This window comes from Testudinibacter sp. P80/BLE/0925 (assembly GCF_053570785.1).
Map to the genome: position 1 here is coordinate 2,226,075 of NZ_CM131636.1, position 23,900 is coordinate 2,249,974.

Below are 23,900 nucleotides of genomic sequence, written 5' to 3' on the forward strand. Positions count from 1 at the left end.
AAGCCCATTTCATATCAGAAACGGGCTTTTATTCTTGAATTGATAACGCTATTAAACCGCTTCAATCACATGATCAAACCACGCAATCACGTCACGTTCATGAATGCCGTTTTCAATCGGGATTCGGGCGAGTTTGACCGAGTCGGGATTGCCGGAAATGAGCGGGTGCCAGTCAAACAACGGTTTGTTTTCGTATAATAAACGGTAAGCGCAGGTTTTTGGCAGCCAGCCGAAATCAGGCAGGTTTTGTTTGGTCAGTTTGGTGCAATCTTCTTCCAATTCAAAGCGTTGGGCGTAGTTGCCACATTTACCGCTATTCAAATCGAGTTGGTTGCAAGCGATACTGGTGTAATAGATGCGCTCGTGTTTGCCGTAGCCGTCAAGGATTTTGCGGTAGCAACACAAACCGCAGCCGTCGCACAACGCTTCCCATTCTTGTTCGTCCATTTCCAACAGGGATTTTGTTTGCCAAAACCGCACTTTCATTATTTCTCTCAAGGGATTACCGAACCGCACTTTTACATTCCCTCCCTCCGCTGGCGAAGGGAGGTGTCCAAAGGACGGAGGGCGAGATTAAAAATTAAGCGTGATTAAAAACCACTACTCTCTTTCAAACCGACCGTTAAATTGAACACTAAGTTATCGGCACGAGAATCTTTACTATCCGCACAGAAATAACCTTCGCGTTCAAATTGATAGGCTTTTTCCGCTTCGGCGTCGGCTAAATTCACTTCGACCACGCCATGTACCACGGTCAGAGAGTTCGGATTAATCACGCTGAGAATATCCTCTGCCGCCCCCGGGTTCGCCACGTTGAACAAGCGATCATATAAACGGAATTCCGCCGCGTTATTTTGCGTTGCCGAAACCCAATGGATCACGCCTTTTACTTTACGCCCGTCCGCCGGATTTTTACCTAAAGTGTCCGGATCGTAACTGCAATATAAGGTGGTGATATTACCGTCGGCATCTTTTTCCACCCGTTCGGCTTTAATCACATAGGCGTTGCGCAAGCGCACTTCTTTGCCCAGCACCAAACGTTTATATTTTTTATTCGCTTCTTCGCGGAAGTCGGCTTGATCGATATAAATTTCACGCCCGAACGGCAACTTGCGCTCGCCCAGTTCAGGACGGTTCGGGTGGTTCGGCGCGGTCACCAGCTCATCATCGCCTTGATAATTTTCAATCACCACTTTCAACGGATTGAGCACCGCCATCGCACGCGGGGCGTTGATGTTGAGATCATCACGGATACAGGCTTCCAGCGCACTGAATTCAACCATATTGTCTTGTTTGGTCACGCCGATACGTTCGCAGAATTCACGCAATGCCGCTGGGGTATAACCGCGGCGGCGCAAGCCGGAAATGGTCGGCATACGCGGATCGTTCCAGCCGTCCACGATTTTATCGCTGACTAATTGCAACAGTTTGCGTTTTGAGGTCAGCGTGCTTTCCAGATTCAAACGCGAAAATTCATATTGGTGCGGCAACGGACGCTCGATTGAAATATTTTCCAACACCCAATCATATAAACGGCGGTTGTCTTGGAATTCGAGCGTACACAATGAATGGGTAATACGTTCAAGCGCGTCGGAAATACAATGGGTGAAATCGTACATCGGGTAAATGCACCATTTGTCCGCCGTTTGATGATGGTGGGCAAATTTGATCCGATACAACACCGGATCGCGCATTACCATAAACGGTGACGCCATATCGATTTTGGCACGCAGACAGGCTTTGCCTTCGGCAAATTCGCCGTTACGCATTTTTTCAAATAAAGTGCGGTTTTCCTCAACCGACCGCTCGCGATAAGGGCTGTTTTTGCCGGCTTCGGTCAGTGTACCGCGATATTCTCGGATTTCCTCCGGCGATAATTCATCGACATACGCCAAGCCTTTTTCAATCAATTCAAGCGCATAGCCGTACAGTTGATCGAAATAATCCGACGCATAGCGCACTTCGCCCTGCCATTTGAAACCGAGCCATTCCACATCTTGCTTAATTGAATCGACATATTCCACATCTTCTTTCACCGGGTTGGTGTCATCAAAACGCAAATTACATAAGCCTTGATAATCTCTGGCGATACCGAAGTTCAGGCAGATCGATTTGGCATGGCCGATATGCAAATAGCCGTTCGGTTCAGGCGGAAAACGGGTATAGACATTATTGACTTTGCCCTGCGCCAGATCTTCATCAATAATATGGCGGATAAAATTAGACGGGCGATGTTCTGCCGCATTCACGGCAGCGATTTCAGGTTGGCTCATTGCACTTCCTTAAAATAGTAAATCTTAATAGAAAATTGGTCTATTCTACACGCTTTAGCAGCGGAAAAAAACCGCTAACACGCGGCAAATGTTTAAGTTCTTCTTAATAAATTGGTGATATAGTATATCTCACTCACAAAATTTACAATTTTAACCCAAGCAACGTGATATCCCTATGAAAGCAAACAAAATCAACACCGTTGTCCTTGCGGTAGTGGTGTTAACCGCACTTTTCGGCGGTTACCAATATTGGCAAAGCAGTCACAGTGAAAATAAAGTGACCTATATGACGGAAAACGTCAACCGCGCTTCCCTATCCGACAGCGTCATCGCCACCGGCACGGTGCGCAGCCATAACCGAGTGGAAATCGGGGCACAGGTCTCAGGTCAGTTGCTCAAAATTCATGTCAATCTAGGGCAAAAGGTAAAAAAAGGCGAATTACTGGCAGAAATTGATGCGAAAAACCAAGAAAATTCGCTCAATACCGCACTTTCGCAATTAGCTTCCTACCAAGCGCAATTGACCGCGGCGCAAGCCAATTTAGCCGCCGTACAATCCGCTTATGATCGCATTAATCGGCTATATAAACAGAAATCCGCCACCCAAGACAGTCTCGAATCGGCTCGGGTGAATCTTGCCAATGCACACTCGACGATTGCCCAACTGGAATCGTCGATTAAACAAGCGGAAATTGCAGTAACAACCGCCAAAACCAATTTAGGTTATACCAAAATTCTGGCGCCGATTGACGGCACGATTATTTCCATTCCGGTATCCGAAGGGCAAACCGTCAACGCCAATCAAACCGCGCCGACCATTATGCAAATTGCCGATTTAACGAAAATGCTGATCAAAGCCGAAATTTCCGAGGGCGACATCAGCAAAGTCAAAACCGGCATGAAAGTGCGGTTTACCACGCTGGCGGAACCCAACAAAGTCTATCAATCGGCAATCGCCTCGATTGATCCGGCGCTTACCACCTTGACCGATAACGATTACAACGAATCGTCCAGTAACAGCAGTGCGGTTTATTTTTATGCCAATATCTTGATCGACAACCCTGACGAAGCGCTGCGAATCGGCATGACCACGCAAAATACGATTACGATTGCCGATGTCGAAAATGTGCTGACCATTCCGACCATGACGATTCAAAAAGTCGGCGAACAGTATCAAGTGCGGGTATTGACCGCCGATAACAAAGCGGAAACCCGCACGATTAAAATCGGTATCCGTGATGAGATAAACACCGAAGTATTATCCGGTCTGGAAGAGGGCGACAAGGTGATTTCCGCTGAAATGCGGCAAGGCGAAGCCGTCGGTAACGGCGGACAAATGCGCATGCGCTTTTAATCGGGCGAGGCAAGCATGAATATTATCGAAGTCAGCAAACTGAACAAATATTTCGGCGAAGGCGAGAACCGGGTTCATATCTTAAAAGCGATCGATCTGACGATTAAAAAAGGCGATTTTATTGCGATCATGGGGACATCGGGTTCGGGCAAATCGACCCTGATGAATATCCTCGGCTGTCTGGATACCGCCAGTGACGGTGTATATAAAATCAACGGCGTGGACACCTCGCCGCTGTCGCGCGATCAACTGTCCGATTTGCGTCAGAAAAAATTCGGTTTTATTTTCCAGCGTTATAATTTGCTGTCTGCGCTAAGTGCGGTCGAAAATGTGGCGTTACCGGCGGTGTATGCCGGCGTGCCGCAACAACAACGTTTGGCGCAAGCGGAAGAATTGCTGAAAAAACTCGATTTAGGCGATAAGCTGACTAATAAACCCAATCAACTTTCCGGCGGGCAGCAGCAACGGGTCAGTATCGCACGCGCATTAATGAACGGCGGCGAGATTATTTTAGCCGATGAACCGACCGGCGCGCTCGACTCCAAGAGCGGGTTAATGGTAATGCGAATTTTGCAGAATCTGCACCGTGAGGGGCACACCATCATTTTAGTCACCCATGATAAAGATATTGCCCACTACGCCAATCGGATTATCGAACTGAAAGACGGGCGTATTATCGATGACAGTCGCCGCTCGGATCAAATCATTGACAAAGACACCTCGGTTAAAATTCAAAAAAACCGTTTTGCACAATTTAAAGATCAGCTGGTGGAATCGTTTAAAATGTCGGTCAGTGCGATTTTGGCACATAAAATGCGTTCGTTGCTCACCATGCTTGGGATTATTATCGGCATTACCTCGGTGGTGTGCGTGGTGGCGATCGGTAACGGTTCGCAACAAAAAATCTTGTCGAACATCAATTCGCTCGGCACAAACACCATGGATATTTATAACGGTACCGGTTTTGGTGATCGGCGCGCAAATCGTACCAAAAATCTGACAATCCAAGATGCCGATATTCTTGCCAAACAGCACTATATTGCGAGTTCGACGCCGAACAGTGTATTGAGCGGCACATTGACTTACGGCAGCCAAGCGTTCACCGCACAAGCACGCGGCGTGGGCGATCAATTTTTTAACGTCAAAGGCTTAACCTTAAAGCAAGGCAAGGTGTTTACTGCGCAAGATGTCGCAGATAATGCGCAGGTGGCGGTAATTGACGAAAACACGCAAAAAGAGCTGTTCGCAGACAAATCACCGTTGGGGCAAATTATTATGATTGACAAGAAACCGTTAAAAATTATCGGTGTCGCCGCCAGCAACAACAATATGGGCATGCCAAGCAGCTCATTGACGATCTGGCTGCCTTATACCACCGCAATGTATAAAATTTCCGGTGAAAAAACCATTGATTCAATCACAGTGAAAGTGAAAGATGATGTGAATACCCAAATCGCCGAGAAAAATTTGACCCAATTACTGACGATACGCCACGGTAAAAAAGATTTTTTCGTGCTGAATACCGATATGATCAAACAGACGATTGAAAGCACCACCAACACCATGAAGCTGTTGATTTCTTCAATCGCACTGATTTCGCTGATTGTCGGCGGAATCGGCGTGATGAATATCATGTTGGTTTCCGTGACCGAACGCACCAAGGAAATCGGCGTCCGAATGGCGATTGGTGCGCGGCAATCCAATATTTTGCAACAATTTTTGATTGAAGCCACGCTGATTTGCGTGATCGGCGGTTTGGTCGGTGTCGTGCTATCCTATCTGCTCGGACTGTTATTTAACAGCATGATGCAAGACTTTACCATGTTGTTTTCTGCGGATTCGATTATCGCCGCCGTGATCTGCTCCACGCTAATCGGTTTAATTTTTGGTTTTCTTCCGGCTAAAAATGCGTCACAATTGAACCCGATTACCGCACTTTCAAGAGAATAAAAGTCAATATGATTTCTACTATATTATTTCGTCGTTCCGCCGCCGCTTTACTGGTGAGTGGCTTTCTCACCGCTTGTGTCAGCAATCCGCAGCAAACCGGCTATCAGCAGGAAATGCAGCAATTCGAGCAATACCGGCAATTAAGCGAACAATACCGCATTGATCCGAATTGGTGGACCCAATATCAAGATTCCCAACTTAACCGTTTGATTGATACCGCACTTGCCAATAATTTGAACTTGGCAAAAGCGGCGGTAAATGTGAATCGCGCATTATACAATGCCAACTTGTTGGGCGCGGATTTAGTGCCGGCATTCAATGGTTCGGTATCCGGTCGGGTGCAAAAAAATACCGAAAGCGGTATTTCCAGCCGCACTTACGGCAGTTCACTCGCGTTGAATTATACCGTTGATCTGTGGCGTAAGCTTGCCGACAGCGCCAATGCGGCAGAATGGGCGCATAAAGCGACAGAATTGGATCTGGAAGCGGCGAAATTGACGCTAATTAACCAAGTCATCGACAGCTACTATCACATCGCATACTTAAAACAAGCGATTCAAATTGTGCAAAGTAACATCAAAACCTACCAGCAAATCGCGACCTTGACGCAAAACCAAGTAAACCAAGGCATGACCTTGCAGTTGGATGCCGATCAAAGCCGCCAAGCGGTGCTATCGGCAGAAAACCAACTAATCAGTTACCAATCACAGTTACAAACGGTAGAAAGTACCCTGCGTAATTTGCTAAACCTGCAACCACAGCAGAAGTTAGGGCTAAGTGCGGTCAATTTAAAAAACCTGAAGTTACAACCGGTGAATTTGAATATTCCGCTCTCCACCATTGCCAATCGCCCGGACTTGAAAGCTTATCAATACCGCTTAACCTCTGCGTTTAAAGATTTAAATGCCATGGAAAAAAGCTGGTATCCGAGCATTACCTTAGGCGCCAGCTTAACTACCGGCGGCAACAGCGTGGGTAATATGTTTGATGTGCCGTTGAGCGCCGGTACAATCGGTATCAATCTGCCGTTCTTAGACTGGAACCGGGTGAAATGGAACGTGAAGTTGTCGGAAGCAGGTTATGAAACGGCGAAATTGAATTTCCAGCAAGGCATTACCACCGCGCTGAACGAAATTGACAGCAATTATAAAGCATATCAATTGGCGCAAAAAAGCTACCAAAATCTGAATCAGAAATACCGTTATGATCGTAATATCAGCAATACCTACCGTTTACAATATAACGCCGGGATTGCCGGGATGAAAGATTGGTTGACAGCGCTGGCAACGGAACAGCATTCCGAGCTCAATATCTTGCAGGCAAAATATGATTTGCTGCGCTATGAAAACGCTATTTATCAAAGCATGGCGGGAAAATATCAGCGTTAAACGGGATAAAATAATAACAAAAAACGGATGTTGATTTGACGATCCGTTTTTTATTACCTATATATCAAAGAGTTGGATTTTGCTCTAGTGGTACCGGGATAATTTTGGTGGCATGGGAACCCTTGTCACCATGAATCGCCTCAAACCGAACCTTTTGACCGGCTTTCAACGAGCGATAGCCATCCATTTCAATCACTGAGTAATGAACAAAAATATCTTCCACCCCACCGTCCTCAGCGATAAACCCAAATCCTTTTGCATTGTTAAACCATTTGACTGTTCCAATTTGCATATTGCAACCTCATTTTGTCTTGACCCGGCTCTCTCGACGGCTGACCGTACGTGTTATCTCGGTCAACCTGTTGTTATACTTAAATAAATGTGATTAATATGCAACCATCAAACCTAAAAAGTATGTACCAGATCACAAAATTAATGCAATATTATCATTCACTTGGCTGAAGATATGAAAAAAGAGAGGCAAACCTCTCTTTTTTTGCATTTTACTGATATTTTACTTGACTTTTCACTTGTTTAGATAGCAGGCGGCTATTTCTGACGAGTGATCCACTTGCCGTTGAGGTAATCAGCGATCCATTTGGTGGCTTTACCGTCTTTCTCCGAGGTAATGTATTGGCGTTTTTCCTTACGGCTAAAACGCACAATCGTTTTATTGCCTGCGTCATCAACCGTCGGTGCTTCGGTCAGATAGTGGAATTTTTCCGGCAGGCGATCTTTAAAGCGTACCAATTCCTCCACATACGGCGCACGGGTTTCACGCGATTTCGGGAAGTTATGCGCCGACATAAACACCCCGCTTGCGCCGTCACGCAGCACAAAATACGCGTCCGATTTTTCACACGGTAATTCAGGGAAAGCCACCGGATCCTCTTTCGGCGGGGCAACCTCACCGTTTTTCAAAATCTTGCGGGTATTGCTACAATTGGTGCAGCCCATATATTTACCAAAGCGCCCCAATTTAAGGTGCATGTCCGCACCGCACTTGTCGCACTCGACCACCGGACCGTCGTAACCCTTGATTTTAAATGCGCCTTCTTCAATCAGGTAGCCGTCGCAATTCGGGTTATTACCGCAAATATGCAGCTTGCGTTGACCGTCAATCAAATAACTGTCCATCGCAGTATGGCACTTTGGACAGCGTTTGCGTTTGCGCAAGGCGTCGGTTTCCGAATCGTCATCCAACACATTCAATAATTCCGCTTCCGGAATCAAGTTAATCGTGGTTTTACAGCGTTCTTTCGGCGGCAAGGCATAACCGCTACAACCTAAAAATACCCCGGTGCTGGCGGTACGAATCGCCATATTACGCCCACAGGTCGGACATTTGATCTCGGTCTCTACCAAACTATTTGGGGTCATGCCCCCTTCCAATTCGTCCAATTCGGCCTTGGATAGTTTCTCTGAAAAATCCGCAAAGAATTGGTTTAGCTCGGTTTTCCAGTTGGCATTGCCGTTGGCGATCTGATCGAGCTGGTCTTCCATGTTGGCGGTGAAATCATAATTCATCAATTCGCTAAACGATTGGTTTAAACGATCAGTGACGATTTCGCCCATTTTTTCCGCATAGAAGCGACGGTTTTCCACCCGCACATAACCGCGCTCCTGAATGGTAGAAATGATCGCCGCATAAGTTGAAGGCCGCCCGATACCGCGCTTTTCCAATTCACGCACCAACGCCGCCTCAGTGAAGCGTGCCGGCGGCTTGGTAAAATGCTGTTGCGGATCGATATGTTGCAAATTCAGCGTTTCATTGACTGCCACTTGCGGCAACACTTGATCTTCAGCCGTTTTGCCTAAAATCGGTAACACTTTGGTCCAGCCGTCAAAGCGTAAGATCCGCCCTTTGGTGCGCAGTTCATACTCTCCGGCTTGCACCGTTAAAGTTGTGGAATCATATTGCGCCGCCGGCATTTGGCAAGCCAAAAATTGCCGCCAAATCAAATCGTACAAACGTACCGCATCTTTATCCATGCCGTTTAAATCGTTGTCTTTCACCGCCACATCGGAAGGACGAATCGCCTCATGCGCCTCTTGAGCGTTTTCTTTGCTGGAATAAAAATTCGGCTTTTCCGGCAGATATTGTTTACCGAAGTTTTTCTCAATATAGCTGCGCGCCATGGTTAGCGCATCTTGGCTGAGATTGGTCGAATCGGTACGCATATAGGTGATATACCCGGCTTCATACAAACGTTGCGCCATCATCATGGTTTTCTTCACCCCGAAGCCTAAGCGCGTGCTGGCGGCTTGTTGCAGGGTCGAGGTGATAAACGGGGCTTTGGCGCGTGAACGGGTCGGTTTGGTTTCCAGAGCGCTGACCACGTAAGTTGCTTGCTGCAATGCCGCAACTGCGGTATCCGCTTGCTGTTGGTTGACCGGCTCAAATTTTTTGCCTTGGAACTGCGCCACATCTAAGCGAATTGCCTGATTTTGCAAGGTGGTGGTATCCACCGCCACTTGCCAAAACTCTTGCGGATCAAAAGATTTGATTTCACGCTCGCGCTCCACCAACAATTTCACCGCCACCGACTGCACCCGCCCGGCGGATAAACCGCGCGCCACTTTTTTCCATAACAACGGCGACACCATAAAGCCGACCACGCGGTCTAAAAAGCGGCGGGTTTGCTGTGCATTGACCCGATCTAAGTTTAACTGTTCCGGTTTTTCAAACGCATTTTTAATCGCATTCTTAGTGATTTCATTAAACACTACGCGGCTATAACGATTATCATCGCCGCCGATCACTTCGCGCAAATGCCAGGCAATCGCCTCTCCCTCTCTATCCAAGTCGGTTGCGAGATAGATATGTTCTGCATTTTTCGCCAGCGATTTCAGCTCGGCAACCACTTTTTCTTTGCCCGGCAGAATTTGATAATTCGCCTTCCAACCATGATAAGGATCAATCCCCATGCGTTTCACCAACGCCTCCTGATCACGGGCGGCTTTCAATGTGGCTTTCTCTTCCACGCTCATGCCTTTGGTTGAAACCGCTTTGCGTTTCTCACCGGTCGATGAACCGGCAGTCGGCAAATCACGGATATGCCCGACGCTGGATTTCACCACATAATCTTTCCCCAGATATTTATTAATTGTTTTTGCTTTCGCCGGGGATTCCACAATAACTAATGATTTACTCATCTTTTTCCTATCAGTTGTCTGAAATTTTTTTCAGTTGCCTTTTAAAATACATACTAAAGACCATAAAATGCGCTGACAATAACAAGGTTTGCCAAGGATTACAATAGTTGATGACACAAACCGCCTAATTCACACACGCTTTCTGCCCGTCCGACTTGTGCTTGACCGCACTTTCACTCACAATAAGCGCTAAACGGATAAGCCATATACTAAGGAAGAATTTATGCAAACGGCAATTTTAGCAGGCGGCTGCTTTTGGTGTATCGAAGCGGTATACAGTCAGATTAAAGGAGTGCAAAGTGCGGTTTCGGGTTATATCGGCGGGCAGCTCGCCAATCCGACTTACGCACAGGTTTGTGACGGTGTCACAGGACATGCCGAGGCAGTCAAAATAACCTTTGATTCTGACATCATCAGCTATCAGACTTTGTTGGATATTTTCTTCTCAATCCACAACCCGACCGAACTCAACCGGCAAGGCAATGACATCGGCACGCAATATCGCAGTGAGATTTTTTATCTTGATGAACGGCAAAAACAGCTTGCAAAAAACAAGCTTAGCGAATTGCAACCGCACTTTGCCGCACCAATTGTGACGAAAATCAGCCCTGTCACAACGTTTTATTCGGCGGAAGATTATCATCAGGGCTATTTCAAACAAAATCCGAATACCGGTTATTGCAGCATGGTGGTTGCCCCGAAATATTTAAAAGCCAAAGTGAAATTTGCGAAGTGGTGGAAGTAACTTTTGATATATCACTCTCGCTATTTCGCCGATAGCAACTTTAAGATAACTATCAATACCGCAACACCTTAACATTGCTATAGCCCTGCTGTTGCAAATACAACGCTTGCAGTTTGCTCATCACGCCGCGTTCGCAATAAAGCAAGTAGGTTTTGGAAGAATCCAACTCGGCAAAAGCGGTAGAAAGTTTGTAAAACGGAATATGGCGTACGGTCTGCCCTGCGATTTGCAACGGCTTATCTTCCGCTTCCTCATTACTACGCACATCGATCACCACTTCGTTTTCCGCAATCAGTGAAACCGTTTCGATTTGCACTTCCTGCTCGGTTTGCTGCCCGATTTGGCGGATATCCAAATATTGCGCATTGCTGACCGCACTTTCGAGGATCGCAAAATCAAAATTGGCTTCTTCTTTTTCGATCTTGGATTTAATCGCTTTGACGGTCGGATTTTTGGAAATCACGCCGCAAAATTCCGGCATCGATTTGGCGATATCGTCGGTGCCGATCTGTTTTGCCAGTTCGATAATTTGTTCTTTGTCGTGGGTAATCAGCGGGCGCAACACCAACGCCTGCGCCGCTTCATCAATCAAACGCAGATTGGTTAAGGTTTGGCTGGAAACCTGCCCCAACGCTTCGCCGGTCACAATCGCCTGAATACCGAAACGCTCCGCCACTTGCGACGCGGCACGCACCATCATGCGTTTCAACACCACGCCCATCTGTCCGTTATCGACTTTTTCCAAAATTTCCGCCACCACCGGTTCGAAGTTGATCGCCACAAACCGCACTTTATGCGAGGCACTGTAACGTTGCCAAATGTGATACGCCATCTGTTTCACGCCGATTTCATGCGCCGCGCCGCCCAGATTGAAGAAACAATAATGCACGCGCGAACCACGGCGGATCAGCATATAACTGGACACGCCCGAATCAAAGCCGCCGGAAATCAGCGACAGCACGTCTTCCTGCGTGCCGATCGGATAGCCGCCAAGACCGGCATGGCGCTGTTTAATCAACATCATCCGGTCATCTTCAATATCGATCCGCACCGTCACGTCCGGTTTGCTCAGTTTGACTTTTGCCGATTCAATCTGTTGATTTAAACCGCCGCCGACATAACGTTCCACATCAAGCGAGCTGAAATCGTGCTTGCCTTTGCGGCGCACGCGCACGCAAAAAGTGCGGTTTTCCAAGTCAGCGCGCGTGGCTTGCAGAGTTTGTTCAAAAATATCGTGCAGCGAGTCGAACGGGGTGTCTTCCACTTCCAAAATATGGTGAATGCCGGGGGTGCGTTGCAGATAATCCAAAATCAGCTGGCGTTGGCGCTGATCTTTGCTGCGCACTTCAATGTAATCCCAATGGCGCACCACCGCCACGCTTTCATCGTGTTTGGCAAGAATATTACGGATATTGCCGGTCAGGATTTTAATAAAACGCTTACGCACCGAATCGCTTTTAATCATGATTTCGGGGAAAAGTTTAATAATAAATTTCATAACAACAACTTTAAATCAATCATCAAGAAAAAATTAGCGACATTGTACACGAAATTCATAAAAAAACACCGACAACAATTTGAATCTGAAGTACAATATGCCGTTTATACGTCAGCCGCAACGAGAGTTCAGCATGGAAAAAACCACTAACGCTAAAAAAACGGATTTTGAATCAACACTTTCGCAACTGGAAAGCATTGTCTCACGTTTGGAGTCGGGCGATTTGCCGCTGGAAGAGGCATTGAGCGAATTTGAAAAAGGTATCAAGCTGGCACAGCAAGGACAGCAGCGTTTGCAAAAAGCCGAACAGCGCGTACAGATTTTATTAGAAAAAAGTGCGGTTGCGCCTTTAGCCGACTATGATGAATAACTAGCCATGAACTACAGCTTTAATGATGATTTAGTCGAACTGCGCACGCGGATTAATGCATTTTTACAGCGGCAGTTGCAACCGTTTGACAGCGCACCGGCGCAATTGTCCGACGCCATGCGCTACGGCATTTTACTGGGCGGCAAACGCCTGCGCCCGTTTTTGGTGTATGCGGTCGGCAGAATGTTGCAAGCGGATTTTCACAGTTTGGATTATGCCGCAAGTGCGGTGGAAGCGATTCACAGTTATTCGCTGATCCACGATGACTTGCCGGCAATGGACGACGACACCTTGCGCCGCGGGCAGAAAACCTGTCATATCGAATTTGACGAAGCCACGGCGATTTTAGCCGGTGACGCGTTACAGGCGTTCGCCTTTGAGTGTCTCAGCGACGTGCCGGACATCAGCGCACAACAAAAAGTGGCGTTGGTGAAAACCCTGGCATTGGCTTCCGGCGCCCAAGGAATGTGTTTAGGGCAAAGTTTGGATTTGCTCGCCGAGCAAAGTGCGGTCAGCCTCGATTTTTTACAGCGCATTCACCGCAATAAAACCGGCGCGCTGATTATTGCGGCGGTCGAAATGGGCTTGCTCTGCTCGTCGCACTTTGATGATGTTGAATTGCGCCGACGCTTAGTGCGTTACGCGCAGGCGATTGGTTTGGCATTTCAGGTGCAGGACGATATTTTGGACATCACCGCCGACAGCGCCACCTTAGGCAAAAATGCCGGTTCGGATTTGGCATTGGATAAAAGCACTTATCCGAAATTACTCGGTTTGGACGGCGCACAACAAAAAGCGGCGCAACTGATCGCCTCCGCCAAAGCGGAATTACAGGATTTGGATTTTGATACCGAACCGTTAATGAAATTAGCGGATTATATTGTGCAACGACAAAATTAGTGGTTACACAGACAAATTTCTCTCCCTTCGCTCGCGGAGGGAGTAGCATTTTTCATTAGAAAAATGGGGAGGGTGGGGATTGAAATAATATCCGATAAAATTATGCCTCCGTCCTTCGGACACCTCCCTCCGCTTGCGGAGAGAGGGAAAATTAACAAATATCAGTAGTCATTTAAAATAGATCGTTCTTTTTTGATTACGTAATAATCGATGATAACCATGCAACATTACCCGATTTTATTTTCAATCCACACGCCGGACGATTTACGTCTGTTATCGCGTGAACAACTGCCGCAACTGTGTGATGAATTGCGCAGTTTTCTGTTGGAGTCCGTCAGCCGCACCAGCGGACACCTCGCTTCCGGTTTAGGCACGGTCGAACTGACCGTTGCCCTGCATTATGTTTATCACACTCCGTTCGATCAATTGATTTGGGATGTGGGTCATCAAGCCTATCCGCATAAAATCCTGACCGGTCGCCGTGAAAAAATGCACTCGATCCGCCAAAAAGGCGGCTTGCACCCGTTCCCGTGGCGTGCAGAAAGCGAATATGACGTGTTGTCGGTCGGGCACTCCTCTACCTCGATTAGTGCCGGTTTAGGTATTGCGATTGCCGCCGAAAAAGAGAACGCCAACCGTAAAACCGTATGCGTGATCGGCGACGGCGCCATCACTGCCGGAATGGCGTTTGAAGCAATGAACCACGCCGGTGCGGTGCACAGCGATATGTTGGTGATTTTGAACGATAACGAAATGTCGATTTCGGAAAATGTCGGTGCATTGAATAACCACTTGGCGCGCTTGTTATCCGGTTCGTTCTATTCGTCGATTCGCGAAGGCGGCAAAAAAATCTTAGAAAATCTGCCGCCGATTAAAGAATTCATGAAAAAAACCGAAGAACACGTGAAAGGTTTTGTTTCGGGCGGCACATTGTTTGAGGAGTTGGGCTTCAATTATATCGGTCCGATTGACGGGCATAATGTCGACGAATTAGTTTCAACCCTGAAAAATATGCGTAATCTGAAAGGTCCGCAGTTCTTGCACGTGATGACCAAAAAAGGCAAAGGCTACGCTCCGGCTGAAAAAGATCCGATTGGGTTTCACGGCGTCCCGAAATTTGATCCGACACTGGGCACATTACCCAAATCCAAAGCGGATATTCCGAACTATTCGAAAATTTTCGGCGACTGGCTGTGTGAAATGGCTACACGCGATCAAAAATTGCTTGGGATCACGCCGGCAATGCGTGAAGGTTCGGGCATGGTCGAATTTTCCAACCGTTTCCCCGAGCAATATTTTGATGTCGCGATCGCCGAACAGCACGCGGTGACTTTTGCCGCAGGACTTGCCATCGGCGGGTACAAACCAGTAGTCGCGATCTACTCGACCTTCCTGCAACGCGCCTACGATCAACTGATTCATGACGTGGCAATTCCGAATCTGCCGGTATTGTTTGCGATTGATCGCGCCGGTGTGGTCGGCGCAGACGGACAAACCCATCAAGGAGCATTCGACATCAGCTTTTTACGCTGTATCCCGAATATGGTGATCATGACTCCAAGCGATGAAAACGAGTGCCGCCAACTGCTCTACACCGGCTATCGCCTTAACGCCCCTGCGGCAGTGCGCTATCCGCGCGGTTCCGGTGTCGGTTGTGAATTGCTGCCATTGGCGGAAATTCCGCTCGGGCAATCGAAGTTAATCCGTCAAGGGCAAAACGTAGCGATTCTGAACTTCGGTACATTATTGCCAAGTGCGGTCGCGGCGGCGGAAGCGTTAAATGCCACCGTGGTAGATATGCGCTTTGTCAAACCGCTCGACACTGCCCGGATCGACCAACTGGCGGCACAACATCAACTGTTAGTGAGCGTGGAGGACAACGCCGTTCAAGGCGGCGCAGGCAGCGCAGTGGCAGAATATTTAAATCAGCTTGCCATTCGCAATAAAACCGCAACACCGCGTTTGCTGCAACTCGGCTTCCCGGATTATTTCCTCCCGCAAGGCGAACAAGCGGAAATCTTGGCGGATTTGAAATTAGATACGGCAGGCATTCAACAACAAATCGAAACCGCACTTTGATTCATTTAGCGCCCCTACATTGTTGACAACGGTGACTGATTTAGGCAGCGTAGGGGCGGATTCTCTATCCGCCCGCTTACGAAATTCGGCATAACTATTTAATCTAAAAAGGAAAATACAAAGTGCGGTTCGGACGGTTAGAGAATCCGCTCTTACTTTTGAAGTAAATAATTCAACCCGTTGATTTAACATCAAAAAATAAAAAAGCTGACAAATTTTTTATTTTTAGTTGAACTTTTTGGCAAGGATCCAGTCTTAGTTAATGCTAGTGCACTGCAACCGCAGTTGTCTTTTTACATTTTACTTATTGTAAGACCTCCCCCGATATTTCACTGTTGAATATCGGGTTTTCTTTTATTTACACCGCACTTTTAGTTGATAACCAATTGATAAGCGTTATACCACAGCAATAAACCAAAACCGATAAACACCACGCCCGAGATATTATCAATATAACGGCTGTAATTGAGGTAAAACGATTTGACTTTACGGTGTGAAAAAATACGCGAAACCAAGTAAAAATAAACAAAACTTTCGATTAAAATCATCAACGCCACAATACCCGCTTGCCCGTAGCCGTTGATACTGCCGATCACCAACGAAAAAATACCGCCGAAATAGATCATCGCTTTCGGATTGGAGAGATTAACCAAAAAACCTTGACGAAAATTGATCCAATCATCATGGCTTTTGACGGCTGCCGCGTTGGCGGTAATCTGCTCTAATTTGATATTTTCCTGCGTGCGCAACATCAAACTGCCTAAATAGCCGAGATAGCCCCCACCAAGCAGTAACATCACGATTTCAATCGGCGGATAGAGTTTAAACAGGATGGAGAGTCCAAGCAGGCTCGCCAGCAACCAAATACATAACGCCGCGACAATCCCCAGAATCCCCAAAACCGCACTTCGCTGATTTTCTGCAACCGCTTTACGGATCACAAAGAAAAAATCCGGTCCTGGGCTGGCAAGGGCGAACAAATGGATAAAAAATAATTTCGTCAATAAGGCAAACATTAGAAATAGATCCGAACAACACAGAAAAGGGATAACACGGAAAATATGGTATAAATAGCAGCGAGTAGATCATCCAGCATAATGCCAAAACCGTTCTCGACATTATGATCAAAATATTTGATCGGATACGGTTTGAGGATGTCAAACAAGCGGAACAGAACAAAAGCGACGGCGTACCAAAGCCAGCTTGTTTCAGGAATAAACGCCAATACCAGCCAAATTGCCACGATTTCATCCCACACTATCGCGCCATGATCATGCACGCCCATATCATCCGCGGTTTTGCCGCACAGATAAATACCGAAGATAAACCCCAAAACGGCAGGAAACAATAAATAGTATGACGGCATAAACTGGAGTGCCAATACCCCAAGCAACCAGCCTGCCAAGGTTCCCCAAGTGCCGGGAGCCGGGGAAATTAAACCGGAGCCGAAACCCAGGGCAAGGAAATGGATCGGATTCGACATGTTGACTTTGGTTAATGCCAATTGCTTTTCGTTCATCTCAGTTATTCCTATTCGCCCTCACGAAAATGGTCAAATCCCGAATATTGCGGCAACTCGACCTTTTCGCCATTCCGTTTCAAGCGAATTCGGTTATTCATCCTTTTGCTGCGAATTTGCCCGATACAGGTGTACTCAACACCGATATGGGTTAACGCACGCTCCAGTTTACTACCATTTTTATCGGCGACGGTAAAGCAAAGTTCATAATCCTCCCCGCCGGTGAGCGCCAAGATTTCCGCCTGCCGCTGTCCGACCGCTTCGCATAATTGCGATGAAAGCGGTAATTTTTCCAAGGCTAAACTGGCGCCGACATCGCTACGCGCTAAGATATGCGACAAATCCGCCAATAAACCGTCGGAAATATCAATCGCCGCACTGGCATATGGCGCAATAGTCTGTCCTAATAGAACGCGCGGGGTCGGGCGTAAATGGCGCCGAATCAAGTAATCCTCCGCCGAAGTGCGGTTTTGTACCGCACTTTTTGCCTGCAATAGTTGCAAACCGGCGGCACTGTCGCCAAGCGAACCCGTGACATAAATCCAATCGCCTTTTTCCGCCCCGTGGCGACACAACGCTTTATCGCGTGGCAATAAACCGTGCGCAGTAATCGTGATAGACAAAGGGCCTTTGGTGGTATCCCCGCCAATCAGATCAATATTATAATGATCCAATACTTCGAAAAAGCTATTGCTGAATGCCTTCAACCACGCATGATCGATTTTCGGCAAGGTCAACGCGAGGCTGACCCACGCCGGTTCCGCGCCCATCGCGGCAAGATCACTCAAGTTGACCGCAAGGGATTTATAGGCTAAATCCGCCGGAGAAATAGTCGGGAAAAAATGAATGCCTTCGACCAAGGTATCGGTGGTGATGGCCAGACGCTGATTGGCCTTAATCTCGGTGATGGCACAATCATCGCCGATTGCCAAAGCAACGTCTTTGCGCGGTGGGCGGCTCGAGGCATTAAAATATTGACGGATAATATCGAATTCACTATTTTGCTGCTGTTCCATGCTACCTCCGACCGCACTTCAGGTTGTTGGATGTTGATTATTTACGTTTTAATGCCGGTGCCAATTTATCCAACACCCCGTTGATATATTTATGGCTCTCTTCCGCACCAAATACTTTCGCCACTTCAATCGCTTCGTTGATCACCACTTTATACGGCACATCCGCTTGGTATTTCAACTCGTACGCCGCCATTAATAACACGGCTTTTTCAATCGGATCCAACTCTTCGGTGCCGCGGTCCAAGTGCGGTGCCAACATTTGCTCCAGCTCTTCGCTATATTCAGCGCTACCCTGTAACAATTTGCGGAAATACGGCATATCAACACCTTTCATCTCTTGATCGGTGACAAACCCCAATTCCACCTCGGCAATATCATTTTTTGAAACCGCCCAAGAATACAACGCCTGAACCGCACACTCTCTGGCGCGGCGGCGTGGAGATACTTTACTCATCACGATATCCTTATGCTTGATCGATTGCAGTCAGTAAGTTGATCATTTCCAACGCAACTAACGCCGCTTCCGCCCCTTTATTGCCCGCTTTTGTGCCGGCACGTTCAATCGCTTGTTCGATGTTTTCGGTGGTCAATACGCCGAATGCCACCGGAATATCCGCTTGCATTGCGACTTGTCCCAAGCCGCTGCTGGCTTCGCCGGCAACGTATTCGAAATGCGCGGTGCCGCCGCGAATCACCGTGCCCAACGCGACAATCGCATCAAATTTTTTGCCGGCGGCCAAACGGCGCGCCACCAACGGCAATTCATAGGCGCCGGGCACATAAACCAAAGTGATGTTATCTTCTTTTACTTGTCCGATCCGTTTTAACGCGTCCACTGCGCCGTCGCGTAAACTTTCATTGATAAAACTGTTAAAACGGGCAATCACCACGGCGATTTTGGCATTTGGCGCTGCCAGCGCGCCTTCTAAAATGTTCATAAGCTACCTATACTTTGTTTGCAAATTCGAGGGCGGATTCTATCATATTATTTTGCTTTGTTCAGTAGCAAATCTTACTCTGCTCTTGAATATTTATACCTTGCTTTTATTTCCGCGATAAAGTGCGGTTTTTTGGTCAAATCGGCTAATTTCCCTTTTCAATCCGTAAACCAATTGTGGTATTCTTAGCGCTGATTTTTTAGGGGGCTGTTTCTCTTCTGCCATTGATAAGTAAGATTGGTAAGCAAGATAGACAAGCCCTTTAATGTTCTATTGTAACCGTAACGCTGTAAGGTCGGAGGAAAACAAAGCTGGTGGAAAACATCGCTAAAACCAAACCGGTGATTGAGCTGAAATCAATCCGCAAAGAATATGATGGCAAAACCATTATTAACGATTTTAACTTATCCATTAATCATGGCGAATTTATCACCATATTAGGGCCGTCGGGTTGTGGCAAAACCACGATTCTGCGCCTGATCGCCGGTTTCGAGGAATTAAACGGCGGACAAATTATTCTGGACGGACAAGACATCAGTCAAGTGCCTGCGGAACAACGTCCGGTGAATACCGTATTCCAAAGTTATGCCCTGTTCCCGCACTTGACGATTTTTGAAAACGTCGCTTTCGGCTTGAAAATGCAGAACGTGCCAAGTAGCGAAATTAAGCCGCGGGTGTTGGAAGCCTTGCGTATGGTGCAGTTGGAGGAATTTGCCGAGCGTAAACCGGCGCAACTCTCAGGCGGGCAACAACAGCGGGTGGCGATTGCCAGAGCGGTGGTAAACAAGCCGAAAGTCTTACTGCTCGACGAATCCCTCTCGGCACTGGATTACAATCTGCGCAAACAAATGCAGAACGAATTGAAAGCGTTGCAACGTAAATTGGGCATTACTTTTATTTTTGTGACCCACGATCAGGAAGAAGCCTTGAGCATGTCCGATCGGATTATTGTGCTGCGTTCCGGCAAATTGCAGCAAGACGGCACGCCGCGCGAAATTTACGAAGAACCGAATAATCTGTTTGTGGCGCAATTTATCGGCGAGATCAATATTTTTGACGCCAGCGTGATTGAACGCTTAGACGAAAAACGGGTGAAAGCCAATGTGGAAGGGCGGATTTGCGATATTTTCGCTACGCAAAACGTCAGCGCCGGCAGCCGGTTAAAAGTGTTGCTGCGCCCGGAAGACTTGCGTTTGGAAGAAGTCAACGAAACCCAAGCGGTCAACGGCATTGTCGGTTATGTGCGCGAACGCAACTACAAAGGCATGACGCTGGAATCAACCATTGAGTTGGAAAGCGGCAAAATGGTGCTCATCAGCGAATTCTTTAACGAAGACGATCCGGACGTGGATCACTCGCTAAATCAAAAAGTGGCGATTACTTGGGTTGAAAGTTGGGAAGTGGTGTTGGAAGATGAAGATAACAACGCGTAATTTTCAGAATATCACCGTTGCCATTATTTTCGGTTGGTTGATTTTCTTTGTTCTTGTGCCGAATGTGTTGGTGTTGGGAACCAGTTTCCTGACCCGTGATACCAGTAATCTGATCGATTTCACCTTCTCGTTAGACAGCTACAAACGGCTGTTTGATCCACTGTATGCGCAGGTGATGTGGAATTCGCTGTATATGTCGGGCTTGGCAACGATTATCTGTTTGCTGATCGGCTATCCGTTTGCGTTTATGATTGCCAAACTGCCGAGCAAATATCGCCCGATTCTGCTGTTTATGGTGATTTTACCATTCTGGACCAACTCGCTGATTCGGATCTACGGCATGAAAATTTTCTTAGGCGTGCGCGGCGTGTTGAACAATGCCCTGATGTCACTGGGCATTATCGACAGCCCGATTCGGATTATCAACACCGAAATGGCGGTGATTATCGGTTTGGTTTATATCCTGTTGCCGTTTATGATTCTGCCGCTCTACTCTGCGATTGAAAAACTGGACGGACGTTTACTCGAAGCCGCCAAGGATCTGGGAGCCGGCACAGTACAGCGTTTTGTGTGGATTATTCTGCCGCTCACTATGCCGGGCATTATCGCCGGCTGCTTGCTGGTATTGTTGCCGGCAATGGGCATGTTCTATGTAGCCGATCTGCTCGGCGGCGCGAAAGTGCTATTAGTCGGTAACGTGATTAAAAGTGAGTTTTTGGTGTCGCGCAACTGGCCGTTCGGTGCCGCGATCAGTATCGGCTTGACCATTCTGATGGCGTTGTTGTTGTATGTCTATTACCGTGCAGGTAAGTTGTTGAATAAAAAGCCGGAGTTGGAATAATGGGTCGTTTACTACGCAGTGGTTTTATGTTTGTGGTATATGCCTATTTGTATATACCGATTATTATTCTGGTGGTCAATTCGTTCAATGCCGACCGCTATGGTTTAACGTGGAAAGGCTTCAGCTGGAACTGGTACGAGCGTCTGTTCAATAACGATACCCTGATCCAAGCCGCCGTACATTCGGTAACGATTGCCTTTTTTGCCGCAACCTTCGCTACCGTCATCGGCGGTTTGACCGCGATTGCACTCTATCGCTACGCATTTAAAGGCAAAAAGTTTGTCGGCGGGATGTTGTTTATCGTAATGATGTCACCGGATATCGTAATGGCGGTTTCGTTATTGGCATTGTTTATGCTGTTCAGCATTAAGTTGGGCTTTGCTTCGCTATTGCTGGCACATATCACTTTCTGTCTGCCATATGTGGTGGTGACGATTCTGTCCCGCTTAAAAGGCTTTGATGTCAAAATGTTGGAAGCGGCGAAAGATCTGGGCGCGGGCGAACTGACGATTCTCGGTAAAATTATTCTGCCGTTGGCGTTGCCTGCGATTGTCTCCGGTTGGCTATTGAGCTTCACCATTTCCCTGGATGATGTGGTGGTCTCTTCGTTTGTCACCGGGGTCAGCTATGAAATTCTGCCGTTGAAAATCTTCTCGATGGTGAAAACCGGGGTTACGCCGGAAGTGAATGCGCTGGCAACGATAATGATTTTGTTATCGCTATTACTCGTCAGTCTGAGTCTGTTTATCGGGCGTAAAAAATAAATCATGATCTAAATTGATTCAAATAACACAATAAATTGATTAATCTCACAAAAAAGATCTTCTTAGGAAGATCTTTTGTTTATTCTGGAATATAGTAATAAACATTCACATGGCTTGTTATTTATGGAGAATTACTTATGCCAAACCACTATCATTCCAATTTACATATTTCTGAAAAAGTGCGGTCTGCTTGCGCCAAACTACCGAACCAAGAATTAGCAAAAACACTTTTCACTATTTTAACCGAACAACGTTTTGTCGGGCGCTTACCGCACTTCACCGTGCAACATCTCTGCCATAAATTTGAATTAAGCCAACGCGATCTCTCCCTCGCCCTCTTGCCGATTGCCTCCGCCTATTCGTTAGCACCGATCTCACGCTTTTATGTCGGCGCCATTGCGATTGGCGCCAGCGGCAATTTTTATTTCGGTGCCAATATGGAATTTGTCGATACCGGCATGCAACAAACCGTCCATGCGGAGCAAAGCGCAATTGCCCACGCTTGGATGCAAGGGGAAAACGGGATTAATGAGATTTCGGTCAACTATGCGCCGTGCGGGCACTGTCGCCAATTTATGAATGAGTTGGACGGGGCTGATAAGCTCGTGATCAATTTACCGCAAAGCAGTAACAATCCATTGCATAGTTATCTTCCAAACCACTTCGGGCCGCAAGATTTAAATGTCACGGAGTTGCTGCTGGCACCGCGCCACCATGGCTTAAGCTTATTGAATACCGACGATTTACTGATTGATACCGCACTTGAAGCGATTAACATCAGCCATGCGCCGTACAGCCAAGCCTATGCCGGCGCCGCACTGGAGACCGAAGATCATTTCTATTTTATCGGCAGCTATGCGGAAAACGCCGCGTTTAATCCGAGTTTACCGGCATTACAAGTGGCAATTAATAACCTGATTCTCAACGGCTTTGAATTACAAAATATCAAAAGAGCGGTATTAATCGAGAAAAAAGCCGACATCAGCCAAAAAGTGATGGCGAAACAATTATTGGCGACCTTGTGTAAACTGCCGTTGCAATATATTTCCATCGAGTAATCGATCTTCCTATAAGAACCTTATAGTAGATAAACAGATTTATTTTTGCTTAATAACTCGAAAATCTATTTATTTTGCAATTATAATCATTTATCTACTATTTCAAACAAAATCAAAAACGCGGCATCGCCGCCCCACTCTTTCGGGGCTTGGTGTAGGGCGCGGACTTTGGGGTGTTGCACCAGCCAGCGTGGGATTTGCTGTTTCAGAGCAAATGTGCCGTAACCGGTCATAATGCTGGCACAATGGATATTCTCTTTTTCGCAGGCGTGCAACAGCGCAGCAAGTTCGGTTTTGGCTTGCTCGCGGGTTAAACCGTGCAGATCGAGAAACAGTTCCGGCTCAAAATCACCGCGGCGCAGTTGTTTTAACAAATGCGAATTTTCCCCGCTGCGCAGATACCGCACTTGCTGATCGTCTTGCAACAGCGGCTCGTACTGATCGGAAAAATAGAACAGATTGTCCTGCTGCCGCACCAATTCTTTATACTGCCGTTTGTGTTTGGATTTCAGCCGAGGCGCAACGTAGGTATCCTGTCTTAAGCGCTTCGCCCCTTTAATTTGCTCGTGAAAAAGAGCGATGTCTTCTTGTTCCAATGCCATTATGCCATTATCCCCT

22 protein-coding genes are annotated in these 23,900 nt (G+C 47.2%); 11 read left to right on the forward strand and 11 right to left on the reverse strand.

The features are described 5' to 3' along the window. Window positions 1-51 precede the first annotated feature (51 nt). Window positions 52-486 (reverse strand): YcgN family cysteine cluster protein, encoded by a 435-nt coding sequence (locus ACWA5Z_RS10815; protein ID WP_431052255.1) that lies wholly within the window; start codon window positions 484-486, stop codon window positions 52-54. 104 nt (window positions 487-590) lie between these two features. Then, on the reverse strand, window positions 591-2,273 hold the full coding sequence (gene glnS / locus ACWA5Z_RS10820; protein ID WP_431052257.1) for a glutamine--tRNA ligase: 1,683 nt from the start codon (window positions 2,271-2,273) through the stop codon (window positions 591-593). Window positions 2,274-2,448: 175 nt separating this feature from the next. Here glnS and ACWA5Z_RS10825 point away from each other — a divergent pair, with 175 nt between their 5' ends. From ACWA5Z_RS10825 to tdeA, 3 genes are read left to right on the forward strand one after another with little or no spacing between them, the layout of a single operon-like run. Next, complete coding sequence (locus ACWA5Z_RS10825; RefSeq protein WP_431052259.1) at window positions 2,449-3,627, forward strand: efflux RND transporter periplasmic adaptor subunit; 1,179 nt, start codon at window positions 2,449-2,451, stop codon at window positions 3,625-3,627. A 15-nt stretch (window positions 3,628-3,642) separates the two neighbouring features. Further along, window positions 3,643-5,577 carry a MacB family efflux pump subunit gene (locus ACWA5Z_RS10830; protein ID WP_431052261.1) on the forward strand — a complete coding sequence of 645 codons (1,935 nt, stop codon included), beginning with the start codon at window positions 3,643-3,645 and terminating at the stop codon, window positions 5,575-5,577. Between the two features lie 8 nt (window positions 5,578-5,585). Then, window positions 5,586-6,965 (forward strand): toxin/drug exporter TdeA, encoded by a 1,380-nt coding sequence (gene tdeA, locus ACWA5Z_RS10835; protein ID WP_431052263.1) that lies wholly within the window; start codon window positions 5,586-5,588, stop codon window positions 6,963-6,965. A gap of 64 nt (window positions 6,966-7,029) precedes the next feature. Here the strand turns inward: tdeA and cspD are convergent, their stop codons facing one another. Further along, window positions 7,030-7,257 carry a cold shock domain-containing protein CspD gene (gene cspD / locus ACWA5Z_RS10840; RefSeq protein ID WP_431052264.1) on the reverse strand — a complete coding sequence of 76 codons (228 nt, stop codon included), beginning with the start codon at window positions 7,255-7,257 and terminating at the stop codon, window positions 7,030-7,032. A gap of 257 nt (window positions 7,258-7,514) precedes the next feature. Beyond that, on the reverse strand, window positions 7,515-10,121 hold the full coding sequence (topA, locus tag ACWA5Z_RS10845; protein ID WP_431052266.1) for a type I DNA topoisomerase: 2,607 nt from the start codon (window positions 10,119-10,121) through the stop codon (window positions 7,515-7,517). A 223-nt stretch (window positions 10,122-10,344) separates the two neighbouring features. Here topA and msrA point away from each other — a divergent pair, with 223 nt between their 5' ends. Beyond that, window positions 10,345-10,866, forward strand: coding sequence for a peptide-methionine (S)-S-oxide reductase MsrA (msrA, locus tag ACWA5Z_RS10850; RefSeq protein WP_431052268.1), 522 nt, complete (start codon window positions 10,345-10,347; stop codon window positions 10,864-10,866). Window positions 10,867-10,918: 52 nt separating this feature from the next. On the opposite strand, the gene thiI is transcribed toward msrA, so the two are convergent. Continuing rightward, entirely contained in the window at window positions 10,919-12,364 is a 1,446-nt protein-coding gene (gene thiI, locus ACWA5Z_RS10855) for a tRNA uracil 4-sulfurtransferase ThiI (RefSeq protein WP_431052270.1), read from the reverse strand. Window positions 12,365-12,497: 133 nt separating this feature from the next. Here thiI and xseB point away from each other — a divergent pair, with 133 nt between their 5' ends. From xseB to dxs, 3 genes are all read left to right on the forward strand, one after another. Beyond that, window positions 12,498-12,734 carry an exodeoxyribonuclease VII small subunit gene (gene xseB / locus ACWA5Z_RS10860; protein WP_431052272.1) on the forward strand — a complete coding sequence of 79 codons (237 nt, stop codon included), beginning with the start codon at window positions 12,498-12,500 and terminating at the stop codon, window positions 12,732-12,734. Window positions 12,735-12,740: 6 nt separating this feature from the next. Further along, window positions 12,741-13,634 carry a (2E,6E)-farnesyl diphosphate synthase gene (gene ispA, locus ACWA5Z_RS10865; RefSeq protein ID WP_431052274.1) on the forward strand — a complete coding sequence of 298 codons (894 nt, stop codon included), beginning with the start codon at window positions 12,741-12,743 and terminating at the stop codon, window positions 13,632-13,634. 219 nt (window positions 13,635-13,853) lie between these two features. After that, the gene (gene dxs / locus ACWA5Z_RS10870) at window positions 13,854-15,713 is read left to right on the forward strand and encodes a 1-deoxy-D-xylulose-5-phosphate synthase (RefSeq protein WP_431052276.1); all 1,860 of its coding nucleotides are present in this window, start codon (window positions 13,854-13,856) and stop codon (window positions 15,711-15,713) included. Between the two features lie 371 nt (window positions 15,714-16,084). On the opposite strand, the gene ACWA5Z_RS10875 is transcribed toward dxs, so the two are convergent. Genes ACWA5Z_RS10875 through ribH form a run of 5 tightly spaced genes read right to left on the reverse strand, consistent with a single transcriptional unit; the run spans window position 16,085 to window position 19,186 of the window. Beyond that, the gene (locus tag ACWA5Z_RS10875) at window positions 16,085-16,729 is read right to left on the reverse strand and encodes a LysE family transporter (protein WP_449343184.1); all 645 of its coding nucleotides are present in this window, start codon (window positions 16,727-16,729) and stop codon (window positions 16,085-16,087) included. Continuing rightward, window positions 16,729-17,232, reverse strand: a complete 504-nt coding sequence (locus ACWA5Z_RS10880) for a phosphatidylglycerophosphatase A family protein (RefSeq protein WP_431052280.1) — start codon at window positions 17,230-17,232, stop codon at window positions 16,729-16,731. The genes ACWA5Z_RS10875 and ACWA5Z_RS10880 overlap by 1 nt, the downstream gene beginning before the upstream one ends. Window positions 17,233-17,243: 11 nt before the next feature. Continuing rightward, complete coding sequence (thiL, locus tag ACWA5Z_RS10885; protein ID WP_431052282.1) at window positions 17,244-18,248, reverse strand: thiamine-phosphate kinase; 1,005 nt, start codon at window positions 18,246-18,248, stop codon at window positions 17,244-17,246. A 37-nt stretch (window positions 18,249-18,285) separates the two neighbouring features. Next, window positions 18,286-18,702 (reverse strand): transcription antitermination factor NusB, encoded by a 417-nt coding sequence (nusB, locus tag ACWA5Z_RS10890; RefSeq protein ID WP_431052284.1) that lies wholly within the window; start codon window positions 18,700-18,702, stop codon window positions 18,286-18,288. Window positions 18,703-18,712: 10 nt separating this feature from the next. Next, a complete protein-coding gene (ribH, locus tag ACWA5Z_RS10895; RefSeq protein ID WP_431052286.1) occupies window positions 18,713-19,186 on the reverse strand; it encodes a 6,7-dimethyl-8-ribityllumazine synthase in 474 nt (157 codons plus the stop codon). 314 nt (window positions 19,187-19,500) lie between these two features. Between ribH and potA the strand changes: the two genes are divergently transcribed. From potA to cdd, 4 genes are all read left to right on the forward strand, one after another. Beyond that, window positions 19,501-20,619, forward strand: a complete 1,119-nt coding sequence (gene potA, locus ACWA5Z_RS10900) for a spermidine/putrescine ABC transporter ATP-binding protein PotA (protein ID WP_431052288.1) — start codon at window positions 19,501-19,503, stop codon at window positions 20,617-20,619. Beyond that, window positions 20,600-21,460 carry a spermidine/putrescine ABC transporter permease PotB gene (gene potB, locus ACWA5Z_RS10905; RefSeq protein WP_431052290.1) on the forward strand — a complete coding sequence of 287 codons (861 nt, stop codon included), beginning with the start codon at window positions 20,600-20,602 and terminating at the stop codon, window positions 21,458-21,460. The genes potA and potB overlap by 20 nt, the downstream gene beginning before the upstream one ends. Continuing rightward, window positions 21,460-22,224: a spermidine/putrescine ABC transporter permease PotC gene (gene potC / locus ACWA5Z_RS10910; protein WP_431052292.1), complete on the forward strand. Its 765-nt coding sequence runs from the start codon at window positions 21,460-21,462 to the stop codon at window positions 22,222-22,224. Before potB ends, potC begins: the two co-directional genes overlap by 1 nt. A 137-nt stretch (window positions 22,225-22,361) precedes the next feature. Beyond that, a complete protein-coding gene (gene cdd / locus ACWA5Z_RS10915; RefSeq protein ID WP_431052294.1) occupies window positions 22,362-23,282 on the forward strand; it encodes a cytidine deaminase in 921 nt (306 codons plus the stop codon). An 86-nt stretch (window positions 23,283-23,368) separates the two neighbouring features. On the opposite strand, the gene smrB is transcribed toward cdd, so the two are convergent. Then, window positions 23,369-23,884 carry an endonuclease SmrB gene (gene smrB / locus ACWA5Z_RS10920; protein ID WP_431052296.1) on the reverse strand — a complete coding sequence of 172 codons (516 nt, stop codon included), beginning with the start codon at window positions 23,882-23,884 and terminating at the stop codon, window positions 23,369-23,371. Between the last annotated feature and the right edge of the window lie 16 nt (window positions 23,885-23,900).